Origin of the sequence: Streptomyces atratus, assembly GCF_014648655.1 — a bacterium.
Lineage (GTDB): Bacteria > Actinomycetota > Actinomycetes > Streptomycetales > Streptomycetaceae > Streptomyces > Streptomyces atratus.
In genome coordinates, this window is the sequence record NZ_BMRN01000009.1 from 61,820 (window position 1) to 74,769 (window position 12,950).

Here is a 12,950-nt window from a genome sequence, read left to right on the forward strand (position 1 = left end):
GTCGGCGGGCGGGTGGGGAAATGCCGCTTGCCGGGGGTCGTCGGGCACCCCAACTCTGTGGAACGCTAGGGCGGTGATCACCAGTGCACCGGACAACGCGGAGTCACTTGCCGTCGGGGCCCTTGAGTGGCTGCTGAAGGCTGCCCGGGACGTGGACGACGGCTTGGCCTGGCCGGACACCCTCGCCGACGACCAGGTCACGCCGATTCTGTACAGCGGGACTTCGGGGGTGCTGCCAACCCTCCTTGACGCATGGCGGTACTTCGCAGACGACCGGTACGCCGACGCGGCCCTGCGCGCTGCCCGCAGCGTCGCTGACGCGGTCGAAGACTGGGAGCCCAGCGGCCTCTACACGGGGGTGGCCGGAATGGCCGTCGCCCTGCGGGGTGTGCACCGTGTGCTCGGCGACACCACGGCGGGGGCGTCCGCCGACCGTGCCCTGGATGTCCTGCGGTCCCGCTACGACGGCGCAGGGTGGAACGACTGCTTCGAACTGATCGTCGGCAACGCTGGCGTAGCGCTCGCCGCGCTGGAGTGCGGCGATCTCGACCTCGCCCAACTGGCCGTCGAACGCTACCCGCACACCGCCGAACCCACCGCTGCCGGCGTCCAGTGGGAGATCCGGGCCGGCGCGGTCCCCCGCATGCACCACATGTCGCACGGCACCCTCGGCATCGTCTACGCGCTCGCCGCCGTCGGCCGGGCTGCCGACCGCTCCGACCTTGTCGACCTCGCACTGGCCGGCGCCGCCGACGTCGTCTCCCGCAACGAAGCCGGTCCGGACGGCTTCCTTGTCGCGCACTCCGACCCGCAACAGCAACACGAGAAGATCGAACGGCATAGCTACGGCTGGTGCCACGGCACGGCCGGCGACGCCCAGGCGTTCCGCTTCCTGAGCCACATCCTGCCCGACGACCCCGCCTGGCCCGCCCTCGCCGACCGCTGCTGGCACACCGTGGTCAACTCCGGCATCCCACGACGGATCCGCCCCGGCTTCTGGGACAACAACGGCCGCTGCTGCGGCACCGCCGGCGTCCTCGCCCTCGCCTGCGATCGCCAGGTCGAACGCGGCGACGGCCAGGACTTCGCCGACGTCCTCGTCGCCGACCTCGCGGCCCGTGCGACGACCGATGCCAACGGCATCCGCTGGTCCAACTTCGAACACCGCGAAACGCCCAGTGACCTCGCCCCCGCCACCGGCTGGGCGATGGGCAACGCGGGCATCATCCGTGAGCTCCTGCGCCACGCCCGCATCACCGCGAACCGGGACCCGCGGTATGCGGTCCCCTTCCCGGACCACCCGCCCACTGCCTGAGTGCCTGTTGCGGCTCCGTTCGCCGAACGGTCACCGTGACCGGCGAACGCTCGCCCCCAAAAACCCGATATCGGGCAACCGTGAGTTGACCTGCTGCTTCGGTGTCCCGTCTCATGACACCTTGCCTCCGTCCCACCCGGCCTTGTTCGGTTCGCACGTCAGGGACAACGTCACGTGAGACGGACTCAGGGATGGGCCTGGCGGGCGCCCGAGCTGCGACAACACGCTGCTTGATTCGTTCGCCATGCGATCACGTGAGTACGACCTCGACTTCCGCGACAGGGCCCGGCGAACACACGCCACGCCTGGGGTATCGGTCTGTTGGCTGTGGCGGCGCTCCAGTGGACATGGTGTGCTCTGTTGCTGCTCACGCCGTACGAGGTCGATGAGGAGCCCGGCGACCGCTACCCCGAGAAGTGCGAGTCAAGGCTTTTGACCGAGCGCGGTACGGCCAACGACGGCCTGCAAAGGGGAGATTGGTGTCAGAACGAACGCGACTGGCCTGAGGCCCTGGCTGTGCTCGGGTTGGCCGTGCCCGTGTCGGTCGCTGGTGTGGCACTCTTCACGAGCGGCAGTGTGAGCAGCCGGATGAGTGCCCACGCGGAGGCGATGCGCGAACTGGACAAGCTCGCCGACGCACGGCACGCGTAGCCTGCACGGGTTGGCCTGCCAACACGCCATCCATATGGACAGGATTGGACCACCGTTCCAAGCTTGAACCAGAGCGCGTCAGTAAGAAGTCATCTCACTCGGCCAGTTGAGTGCGCTGTGGGCCGTGGGGACCGCTGAGCGGCCGGCGCCATCATGCCCGCCACGGCAGCCACCCGCCGTTCCCGCACGCCAGTTGGAGGGCCTGCGCCCGATCGCCGCCGCCGAACGGGGCGATCTGCCAGGCGGCCATGGCGACCAGGCTCACCGCGCCGGCCGCTGCGGCACCGGCAAGTATCCGGTAACAGAGGAGTCGGGACTGCCGACGGGCAGGGAGTGGCTCGTCGGGGCCACGAATCCTGCGTGAGGCCCCCGGACCGGACACCGGGTTGGTGCCCGCTGCCCGGCGGAGCCCTCGTAGGGGAAGCTTCCCGGCGCCGCGACGGGCCTTCTGCCCTCTTGCGCCGTCGTGCGTTCCGCCTCGGTCAGTCCGCGTTCCCCGTCAGGCAGCACGAACAGGTCCTGTGCCGGCCCTGCCGGTCCTGCCGACCCACGCCTTCCCAGCCGACATTCCGACCTTTCACTTTCGTCTTCCCCAGCGCTGATTCGGGCGGCGCCTCGCACCCCCGCACCGTCGCAGACAGGTCTGACAACCCCCGCTCGACGGGCGCGACTTCCAAGGGGTCGGTGTGCGACGGGCCGAACCGCATCTCGTAGCCACGCCATACTGGGCGCGGCGGGAACAGAGAGGCGGAACGGTGATGCAACAACACACGGAATACGACGTCCTGGTGGTCGGAGGCAGTGGAGTGGACACCATTGTCCGCGTCGACGCACTGCCGGTCCCGCTCGCCGACTCGGTCCATGTCGGGCCGATCGAGGAGTGGCCCGGCCATACCGGCGGGAATGTGGCCCTCGGGACCCGGGCGCTCGGCCTGAAGGTCGCACTCCTCGACTGCATCGGCGACGACTGGACGGGTGCGCAGGTGCGTGAGCGAATGGCCGAGGGGGACGTGGAGTTCGCCCCGCTGATCTCGTCGGCGGGCACCCGCCGCGCGGTCAACCTGGTGGACGCGACCGGACGCCGGATGTCCTTCTACGATGCCCGCGACCCGGCCGGTCTGCGGATGCCCCGGGACTTCTATCTTCCCCGGCTGCGGCGCACCCGCCACGTCCACCTCTCCATCATGAATTTCGCGCGCTTCCTCTACGACGACATCGAGGATCTCGGTGTCCCCGTCTCCACGGATCTGCACGACTGGGACGGACTGGCCGACCACCACCGGGAGTTCGCGCTCCGTTCCGACCTCGTCTTCCTCAGCGCGGCGGGCGCGGGCCAGGACGCCACCGCCCTGATGCGGGAGATCCTCCGCGAGGGCCGCGCGGACACCGTCGTCGTCACGGCCGGCGCAGACGGCTCCTACGTTCTCACCCGGAACGGCGGCTCGGTCCCGCACCACATTCCGGCGACCGTTCCGCCCGGACCGGTGGTGGATTCCAACGGCGCGGGTGACGCCTTCGTCTGCGGCTTCCTCTACGGGAGACTCGTGGGCCGGGACGCCCTGGAATGCGCCCGCCTGGGCGCGGTGGCGGGCGCCCATGCCTGCACGGCTCCGGGTTCCACCGCCCTCATTGCCCAGGAGGCCCTTCTGGCGTCGGATCAGGTCCGGAGCAGGAGTCAGTAGACCTCCGGGCGGCCCCGGACGCCGCGGGCAGCGACCACCTCACGTTGCCCGCGGCGGCAGCAACCGAAACGATGAAGCGGAACGCCCGGGCTCGGAGCGCCCGGCGCGGCCCGGCTGACGTCCGCCGACGGCGCGATGACGGTGGCTCACGACTCGGCCACCACGATGTACAACGTCATCGCCGCGAGGAAAGGGCCGCTCGCGAGGTGGCGCAGCCAGCTTCGTGCGCCTTCCTCGGTGACGGCAGTCGGACCTGGCTTCAGCGGTCGGCACACAAGCGAGACCGTGCGGCGGTCAAGCTGGCGCTGCGCACCGACAGTGAGCCGCCTCGCCCCCAGCGCCGCCGCATCGACCGCGACGCGCACCGGGTGGCCGGTGTCTGAATGGGGCGCCACCAGAAGTGACGCTCAACTCAAGCCATGGCGGCCTTTGTTCAACCTGTAAGGGCAGGGTGTGCCGCCGAGGTGCTCGTCATGGATACCCGGGAGGCACAGGCGGGCTGTGGTCGCGGTTGAGCTGGGCCATGAGCTCGCGGTTGGCGGCGCGGGCGGCAGCGGGCGCAGGGTGCCGGCCAGGTCGGGGAAGCGGCCGTCGCGGCAGGCCTGGGCCGTCTGAGCCGGGGCCCGACGTCCCGGCCGGGGCCTTGTCCAGGGGCCTGACCACTCCCAGCAGAGGCTGCAAGCCGATGTCGGGGGCGGTGGCTAGGGTGCAGTGCCATGGACGCTGCTGATCTCGACCACCAGGCCCGGACTTTGTCCGGCTGCATACCTCCGCTTCTCGTCTCCCGGCTTCTTGAGTTCGGCTATGGGGAGGAGGTGGAGTGCCAGGCCGGCCGTGGGGAATGGTTCTGCGCGCGTGAGTGGACACGGCTGCTCGGTGACCAAGGGCGGCAGGCAGAGGCGTTGGAGGTGCTCGCTCCGTATGTCGCCACAGGCTGGTGGCCGGCCGCCCGGGCCCAGGCGGAACTACTGGAGAGCTGGGGGCGGGCAGAGGAGGCGATCGCGCTGGCCCGGCCGTACGCAGAGGCCGGAGGGCCGGCGCTGGAGTTCTTCGCGCGTCTGCTGGACCGGCACGGATGCAAGGACGAGGCGGTCGTGTTGCTGAGCGCCGGAATTGAGGACTGGCTCCTTGCCACCGCTCTGGTCGACATTGCCGAGGGGACGGGCCGGGACGAGGACATCGCCGCGCTGCTGGCCGCCCGGATCCCCGCCCAGCACCGGTGCGACAGCCCGTGGTGCTGCCGTGGACTCGACCCCGACACGGCAATCGGGCTGCTTGCCGTGATCCGTGAACGCCAGGGCCGCGTCGACGAAGCGATCGCCCTGCTGCACACCCGGCACGTCACCTCCGTCAACAACCACGACCAGCTGGCCGACCTGCTCGCGAGGCATGACCGGATCGTCGAACTGCGCGCGTACGCGGCATCCGAACACCACGGGCACGCCGCGCAGCGCCTCGCCGAGGTGCTGGAGGAGCGCGGTGACGTGGAAGGCGCGATCGCCGCGTACCGGCAGCCGGACGACTCACCGGCCCAGCAGTGCCACGACGCGGTGCAACTGGCGCAGCTCCTGGCCCGGCATGGCCGGGGCGACGAGGCGATCGAGGTGATGCGCAGGCTCGCGGACTCACCCGGCGGCGCGGAGGACTGGATCGTCGACATGCTGTGCACCCTGTACTCCGACCAAGGCCGCGCCCAGGACGGCCTGGCCTGTCTCGACGCCCTCAAGGTGCGCCGCGACGGCGAGGAGGAGTGGGACTTCCTCAGGATGCGGCTTCGACTCATGGCCGACTGCGGCCTGCTCGATGAAGCAATCGAGCAGGCGCGGGCGCATCCCGAGGGCGACACATGGTACGCGGCCTGGACCATCTCCGACCTGCTCGCCGAGACCGGACGGACCGAGGAGGCCGTCGCAGTCCTCGAACCGCACGCCCCCGCCAACAGCGGTTCTCTGGCCGGCCACCTCATCGGCCTCGGCCGAGTCAAGGACGCTGTGGCCCTCCTTCAGCAGCGCAAATCCGAGCCGGGCACACCCGTCTGGACGGGGACATTCTCCACCGAACCCCCGTTCTGACGCCGCCCTCTCCGGGCCACACCAGCCCGTTGGGAACAACGGCCAGACTCCGCTGAGACCGGAAAGCGGCAGCCTGCCTGCACGCAGGCCGGTCGGACGCGGCCCCCCTGCGGTGGCCGCGCCCGAGCGCGAATGTCTGCACCCCGCCCCGGTCAATCAGTCACCGGCAGCCGGAACGACAGGTGCCGGAAGTGCTGCGCGTACAGTTTCGGCCAGCGCCACCGGGTCGCCCGTGGGCTTCGCCGGGTAGCTCTTGAGCTCCAGGTTCCAGGCGTTGTCCCGCTCGAACCAGTCGATCGCTGCGGGCGGCTGCCCAGTGACCAGGGCCGTGTCGAGGGAGTCGAGGTAGAGCGTCCAGCGCTTGGCATAGAAGTCGGAGACCAGGCCCGACCATTCGCGGTTCGCGTAGTCGCGCAGCCCGCCGGACTCGCTGCCGGACCGATGGCCCCAGGTGGTGAGGACCGAGCGGGCGTCGAATTCCGCGGCGGCCCGCTCGGCATCGGTGCTGCCCCAGGACTTGGCGTCCTTGAGCCAGGGCCCCAGCATGAACCGCCGGTCGGTGGCCAGCAGCCGGTCGAGCAGGGCAAGGTCCTGCTTCCACTCCGTGGTCCGCTGCCGGTAGAGGGCGAGGTCCTTCCCCTCGTACGCGGACTTGATCTGCGGCAGCAGCGTACGGCTGCGGTTGGCCAGGGCCTGTCGGGCCACATCCACCACATCGAAGCGGTACGCATCCGACTTCCGAAGATCGGGGGCGACTCGGAGCAGCTCCGTGAGCGCCTGCTGCACCGTCGTCGCGTCGTACCGCATGGACGACGGGCTCCAGCTGGCCGCCGTGCCGACGGTCAGCCCGGGGCGTGCGGTGAAGAGGCTGTCCTGGGACTCGCTCCAAGTGCCGGACGGAGTGCTGTAGGGGCCGGTCCGCAGTAGTTCCCAGGCCCTGGCGGCATGCGGGTCGGCGCCGCCGTAACGGCGTTCGGCATAGTCGGCGAACCAGGCCGCGTGGTCCAACGGGGCGGTGCTCCAGGCGAGTTCGGTGAAGAGTTCGTACGCGACGGGGTTGCCGCCGGTACCTTCCGGCAGGTACGCGATTCCCTGGAGCGTACTGTTCGGCTTCGTACGCCACTCGTTGAACCGGGCTGTCCAGACAGCGGTGTTGGCCCCGATCGTGGTGTGGCCGCCGAAGTTGGGGATGGTCCCGAAGGCATAGGGTGCGCCGTGCCAGGCGGCCTCGCGGTCCAGGCCGTTGTAGCGGTCTGCGAGTCCGTCGACGATGAAGAGCTTGCTCTTGTCGACCGCGTCGATGAGCTGCGTGGAGGGGTTGTTCTGCCAGCCGAGCAGGACCCAGGTGGCACCCGGGTGCGCGGTCTGCAGGGCGTTCATGACGGCCTTGGCCGCGTCAGCGATGGGCACGTTGCCCGGCCTGCCGCCTTCGTGCAGCAGATCCATCTTGTACATGGCGGAGTCGCCGAACAGCTTGCGCTGGTGACGGTAGAAGGCCTCGGCGACCTTAGGGAACATCTCGCTGCGCGGGTCCAGCCAGTCCGGCCGTTCGAAACCGACCCAGCCGCCCTGCGGGACCACGGGGCCGGTGGGGTTGCGGTCCGTGAACCCGGGCGGGACCGTGCCGTAATAGCCGGGCAGGACCGGCGTCATGCCGAGTCGGCGCAGCCGGTCGGCGATCCTGCGGCCGAGTGCGGCCCGCTGATCCAGCAGCTTCTCGGTGACCGGGCCGCCGAACCCGGACATGTTCTGCATCAGCCACCACGGCTGGTGGGCCGGTCCCGGAATCCAGGACGTGAGCTCCTTCTTCGCGTACCCGAACTCCTGGAAGGTGTCGTAGTACACGGCATCCGCGCCCATCTGCACGAACACCTCGTTGACGCCGTGCAGTGCGAGGACATCGATCTGCTTCTCGTACGAGGCCCAGTTCCGGTACGCACCGGAGTAGCCGTCGTCCGTGTCGTTGAGGGCGAACCGGTGCGGCACCGAGGCGTCCTGGCGGACCGTGCCGGAAGGTGCCGGGAGCTTTTTCGGAAGCTTCGACGTGCTGTCACCGGGCCAGCCGATGTCCACCTCGGCCGTGTACTTGAGGTACCGGTTGACGCCGCTGAGGAGCACGGCGGGGCTGGTGCCCTGGATGCGCACATGACCCGTGGTCCCGGAGACGGTGAAGTAGTCACCGGATGCGGGTCGGCTCACCGGTACGAGGTCGAACTGCCCGGCGTGCCGGGGGAGGAGGCGGCGCAGTGCTGCCTCGGCCGGCCCGGGGGCGAAGGCGGGCCTGTCGCTGGGGGCGGCTTCTGCGGGAGCGGCAGGAGTGCTCAGCACCGCGGCCGGCACAGCGAGGGCGGCCGTGCAGGCGACGATCCAGGATCTGAGGCTTCTCAAGGTTTGACCTCGTCCGGGGTAGGGATGCGGGGGCTTGCCGAGGACATGGTGCGGACAGACATCAGATTTACTAACGGAGCATTCGTTAATATGGGTGGGTGTGCCGCGGCCGTCAAGAGGGCCGACAGCCCGGGTTCTCGAAGCGCTGGGTACAGTGCCGACAGCACGGTCGGGCAAGGGAGTTGAAGCACATGCCAGTCCGGAAAGCAGCGGCCACCGGTCCGCACGTCCTGCGCCGGATGAACGTGGCCGCGGTGCTGGCCGCATTGCGGGAGGGGGACACGCCCACCGCCCGCGTCACCGACCTCGCATCGCTCACCGGGCTGTCACGGCCCGCGGTGACCAGGGCCCTGACCGAGCTGAGGGACTGCGGCCTGGTGGAGTTCACCGCGGCTGCGGGACCGCAGCAGCTCGGCCGCCCCGCCCAGTACGCCAGGTTCCGTGCCGAGTCGGGACATGTTGCCGGGGTCGACATCGGTGCGCACAAGGTGCTGGTGGTGATCGCGGACCTGGCAGGTCAGGTGCTGGCCACTCATCGTGCAGCCGTGGACGAGGGAGCGGCCGGGCCGCAGCTCTTCGCCACCGTCCGCGCCGCACTGACGGCGGCAGTGGCGGAGGCGGGTGTGCCGTTGTCGAGCCTGTGGGCGGTGAGTACGGGCACCCCGGGCATCGTCGACCGCGAGCGGGGCGAGGTGCTGCTCGCTCCCAGCATTCCCGACTGGGCTGGGCTGCCCGCTGTTTCGCTGCTGCGCGACTGGCTGCACTGCCCGGTGTCCATCGACAACGACGTCAACCTCGCGGTGCTCGCCGAGTGTTGGCGCGGCGCCGCTGCCCCCACCGGAGCGGGCAGTGGCACGGACACCCGCACCGACTGCCTGGTCTTCGTTCAGTGGGGGCGGCGCATCGGCACCGGCATCGTCATCAACGGCAGGCCCTACCGGGGAAATTCGGCCGCCGCCGGTGAACTGGGCTTCATCGACCTCGTCGGTGATCCCGACACCCGTCCCGGACCGCGCCCGGCCGACGGCATGGGGCCGTTCGAGCGGCTCGTCGGCGCCGAGGCCATTCACCGGCTGGCCCTGGAGGCCGGCGCTCCTGTGGGTGATGCCCATGACATCGCACCGCTCTTCGCAGCGGCGGCAGCGGGCGACCGGGCCGCCGTCGAGGCGGTGGAGCGCGTGGCCGCCCGGTTCGCCCGAGGACTCGCCGTACTTCTCCTCGTCCTCGATCCGGGCAGGGTCGTCATCGGCGGCGGGGTGTCGCGAGCGGGGGACACCCTGCTCGGCCCTGTGCGCAGGCATCTGCGATCGCACACCCTGGTGCCGGTCGAGCTGAACGCATCGGTGCTCGGCGAACGAGCCGTTGCGATGGGGGCGGTGCGCCATGCCCTGGACGTTGCTGAAGAACGCGTGACGACGACACACCAAGGTGTCAGGTAGCAGCGAAGAGGGGCGGACCCTCCCGACAGCCGGTTTCACCCGGACGGTCGGCCTGCGTCACTCCGTTGCTGTCCGGGCCGCGCCATCACTGCCGACACCGGAAACGCTGAGTCCGTCGTGCCTCTCATGGCACGCCTGGACTCGCCGCCGTCGGTGCCGTTCGTTGCTAGGAGACCGTGATGGATCTGCACCTGACAGACAAAGTGGCCATGGTCACCGGCGCCGGCAAGGGAATCGGCCTTGCGGTGACACAAGCGCTCGCCAACGAGGGCGCGCGTGTGGTCGCCGCCTCCCGCAATCCCACCGAACCCCTGTCCGAGCTGGCGGAGCGCAAGAACGTCCACTTCGTGCAGGTGGACCTCACCGAGCCCGACGGCTCCGCGGAACCGGTGGCGGAAGCGGTCGCCCGGTTCGGCGGGCTGGACATCCTGGTCAACAACGTCGGGGCCGTACGTCCGCGAGCGGGCGGCTTCCTCTCCGTCGGCGACGACGACTGGATGTGGGCGATGACGGTCAACCTCCTCACCGCGGTCCGCGCCACGCGTGCCGCTCTGCCGCACCTGATCAAGGGCGGCTCGGGCTCTGTCGTCACCGTCAGCTCGGTCAGCGCCTTTCTGCCCGACCCCTCGGTCATCGACTACTGCGCGAGCAAGGCTGCCCTGACCAACTTCTGCAAGGCCCTGTCCAAGGAGGTCGGCCCGCACGGGGTACGGGTGAACACCGTCAGCCCCGGACCCGTCGCCACTGATCTCTGGCTGGGGGAGGGAGGCATCGCGGCCACCGTCGCAGCGACCGACGGCACCGCGCCGGACACCGTCGCCCAGGAGTTCGCGGCCCGAGCGGTGAGCGGGAGGTTCACCCGGCCGGAAGAAGTCGCCGATCTGGTACTGCTGCTGGCGAGCGGCCGTTCGGGCAACGTCACCGGATCGGACTTCGTCATCGACGGCGGACTGATCACGACCTTGTGACGGGTTTCCCCGGCCCGGGAGGCCATCCCGCGGCTCTCGACGCGGCACAAGCATCGAAAACAGCGAGGCTCAGCCACAGAAGAATGCGCTTTTATGACCCCTCGTGCAGGCCGCAGGATGGCGGAGAACCGGCCTACGGGGGAGAAATCATGTCGTCAGCCATCGAAGCGGGTCTGCTGCCCTTCACTTCCGAGATCCGCCCGGAAGGGCTCGCCGTCGGAGGGGTCCTGCTCACCGAACTGGCACAGCGTTGGGGAACACCGCTCTTCGTGTACGACGAGGAGCACCTGCGCCGACGCTGCCGGGAGGCGGTCGCGGCCTTCGGCCGGGACAACGTCGCCTACGCCTCCAAGGCATTCCTGTGCACGGCCATGGCACGGCTGGCCCATGAGGAGGGACTGTTGCTCGATGTCGCCTCCGGCGGCGAGCTGCGGGTGGCGCTGCACGCGGGTGTTCCGGCCGGACGGATCGTGCTGCACGGCAACAACAAGGACAAGGCGGAGCTGCGCACGGCCATGTCAGCCGGGGTGCGGCACGTGGTGGTCGACAGCTTCGACGAGATGGACCGCATCGAGCTCCTGCACGCCGAGGAACAACTTCCGCCCGCCCGAGTCCAGCTGCGGGTGGCGCCCGGTGTCGCCGCAGGCGCACACGAGGCGATCCGGACCGGTGGCAACGACTCGAAGTTCGGCTTCGGCCTCGTCGACGCAGCCGCCGCGGCCGCCGTGCGGAGGGCCGCAGGCTCCCCGGCGATGATTCTGGAGGGCGTCCACGCGCATGTGGGCTCGCAGGTGCTGGACACGGCGGAGCTCGCGGCAGGAGCCGCGGCCGTCGCACGGTTCGCCGCGGAGACAGGGGTGCACCGGCTCACCGTCGGCGGCGGCCTCGGAGTCGCGTACGAGGCGGGGCAGACCGTACCCTCGTTCGCCGACTGGGCGGCCCGGGTGCGCACTGCGGTGCGTGATGCGGGCTGGGGCGGCGACGTGACAGTGGAGCCCGGCCGGTCCATCGCCGCCCGTGCGGGACTGACCCTGTACCGGGTGGGCACGATCAAGCGGATCGAGGGCGTGCGGACATACGTCAGCGTCGACGGCGGGATGAGCGACAATCTACGCCCCGCCCTCTACGGCAGCCGCTACGAGGCGTTCCTGCCGGGCCGCCCCCGCGCCCCGCGACCGCTGCGGGCACGGCTGGTCGGCAAACACTGCGAGAGCGGCGATGTGATCGTCGACGATGCCGCCCTGCCGGCCGAGGTCGCGGTGGGTGACCTCCTGGCCACGCCGGTCACGGGCGCATACGGATATGCCATGGCGTCCAACTACAACAAGCTGCCGCGCCCCGCGGTCGTCTTCGTGTCCGATGGCCGTGCCCGCACCGTGGTGCGGCGGGAGACCGAGGAGGACCTGCTGCGCCTGGACGTGGACGAGCCCGCCGGGCCCGTCGCGCCGCCGGCGGCCCTGCGGTCGGGTGCCGGGGCGACGCAGTGCGTCGGCACGGCCTAACCTGACCCGATGCTGAACAGTGCCAGACTGCTCGTCCTGCTGGAAATAGCCCGCACAGGCACCATCGTGGCCGCCGCCCAGGCGCTGCATCTGAGCCCGTCCGCCGTCTCGCATCAACTCGCCCGGCTGGAGCAGGAACTCGCGGTGGCGTTGGTGGAACGTCAGCCGCAGAGCCTGCGGCTGACGGCAGCCGGTGAGCGGCTGGCCGAGCACGCGCAGGCCGTCGCCGACCTGATGGCCGTCGCACGGGACGATCTCCTGGCGCACTCCGAAGGCGGCGCCGGGGTACTGCGGCTGGGCTTCTTCGCTTCCTCGGGCCTGGAGCTGCTTCCTCGGGCGCTGTCGGTCTTCGCGGCCGAGAGGCCCAAGGTCGAGGTGGAGCTGATCCTGGGGCAGCCGCACGAGCTGGTGCCCGATCTGGAGGCGGGCCGGCTGGATGCGGCGGTCGTCTTCGAGCATCCGCTGGACCCCTGGTGCCGGCAGGCGGCCGTGGACGTGGAGATGTTCTTCGACGAGCCGCAGCTGGTGGTCCTCCCGTTGCGGCACCGCCTCGGTCGGCGCACCGCGGTCCGGCTCGCCGCTCTGGAGGGGGAGAGCTGGATCGGTACGCACGGTGGCCACACCGGCGAACCGGTCCTGGAACGCGCATGTGCGGCCGAGGGGTTCCGGCCGCGGGTCCGCTGCCGCAGCGATCACTACCAGGTCACGATCAACCTGGCCCGCGCGGGCATGGGTATCGCGCTCGTCCCGGCCCTCGGGCTCGGCGACGCCACGGGTGTGCACGTCTGCCGACTGGACCATCCCCGACTGCACCGGCGGATCGGGGTCGCCACCCGGCCCACCAACCGCAACCCGCTGCTGCGGATCTTCCTCGCGGAGCTGCGGTCGGCCGCCGAGGAGATCCGGTCGCTGCTGGAGGTGCAGTGGTCCTGA

The 12,950-nt window shown here is 70.3% G+C and carries 10 protein-coding genes; 8 read left to right on the top strand and 2 right to left on the bottom strand.

Translation table 11 applies throughout. The annotated features are described in order from the left end of the window. Window positions 1–73: 73 nt before the first annotated feature. The 3 genes from IEZ15_RS17385 to IEZ15_RS17395 all read left to right on the top strand — a co-directional run bounded on the left by IEZ15_RS17385 (window position 74) and on the right by IEZ15_RS17395 (window position 3,648). On the top strand, window positions 74–1,315 hold the full coding sequence (locus IEZ15_RS17385) for a lanthionine synthetase LanC family protein (RefSeq protein WP_229845931.1): 1,242 nt from the start codon (window positions 74–76) through the stop codon (window positions 1,313–1,315). 360 nt (window positions 1,316–1,675) lie between these two features. Then, complete coding sequence (locus IEZ15_RS17390) at window positions 1,676–1,966, top strand: hypothetical protein (RefSeq protein ID WP_308427415.1); 291 nt, start codon at window positions 1,676–1,678, stop codon at window positions 1,964–1,966. Window positions 1,967–2,724: 758 nt separating this feature from the next. After that, on the top strand, window positions 2,725–3,648 hold the full coding sequence (locus IEZ15_RS17395; RefSeq protein ID WP_189277844.1) for a carbohydrate kinase family protein: 924 nt from the start codon (window positions 2,725–2,727) through the stop codon (window positions 3,646–3,648). A 146-nt stretch (window positions 3,649–3,794) separates the two neighbouring features. Here IEZ15_RS17395 and IEZ15_RS17400 read toward each other — a convergent pair whose 3' ends face one another. Further along, on the bottom strand, window positions 3,795–4,013 hold the full coding sequence (locus tag IEZ15_RS17400; RefSeq protein ID WP_189277846.1) for a hypothetical protein: 219 nt from the start codon (window positions 4,011–4,013) through the stop codon (window positions 3,795–3,797). A 351-nt stretch (window positions 4,014–4,364) separates the two neighbouring features. On the opposite strand from IEZ15_RS17400, the gene IEZ15_RS17405 reads away from it, so the two are divergent. After that, entirely contained in the window at window positions 4,365–5,720 is a 1,356-nt protein-coding gene (locus IEZ15_RS17405) for a tetratricopeptide repeat protein (RefSeq protein ID WP_189277848.1), read from the top strand. 156 nt (window positions 5,721–5,876) lie between these two features. Here the strand turns inward: IEZ15_RS17405 and IEZ15_RS17410 are convergent, their stop codons facing one another. After that, window positions 5,877–8,108, bottom strand: coding sequence for an alpha-N-acetylglucosaminidase (locus tag IEZ15_RS17410; protein ID WP_229845932.1), 2,232 nt, complete (start codon window positions 8,106–8,108; stop codon window positions 5,877–5,879). Between the two features lie 191 nt (window positions 8,109–8,299). On the opposite strand from IEZ15_RS17410, the gene IEZ15_RS17415 reads away from it, so the two are divergent. The 4 genes from IEZ15_RS17415 (at window position 8,300) to IEZ15_RS17430 (ending at window position 12,950) form a co-directional block, all read left to right on the top strand. Next, window positions 8,300–9,547, top strand: coding sequence for an ROK family transcriptional regulator (locus tag IEZ15_RS17415; protein ID WP_229845933.1), 1,248 nt, complete (start codon window positions 8,300–8,302; stop codon window positions 9,545–9,547). Between the two features lie 179 nt (window positions 9,548–9,726). After that, on the top strand, window positions 9,727–10,515 hold the full coding sequence (locus IEZ15_RS17420; protein ID WP_189277854.1) for an oxidoreductase: 789 nt from the start codon (window positions 9,727–9,729) through the stop codon (window positions 10,513–10,515). Window positions 10,516–10,664: 149 nt separating this feature from the next. Then, window positions 10,665–12,017 (top strand): diaminopimelate decarboxylase, encoded by a 1,353-nt coding sequence (gene lysA, locus IEZ15_RS17425; RefSeq protein WP_189277855.1) that lies wholly within the window; start codon window positions 10,665–10,667, stop codon window positions 12,015–12,017. 9 nt (window positions 12,018–12,026) lie between these two features. After that, window positions 12,027–12,950, top strand: a complete 924-nt coding sequence (locus IEZ15_RS17430; protein ID WP_114242927.1) for a LysR family transcriptional regulator — start codon at window positions 12,027–12,029, stop codon at window positions 12,948–12,950.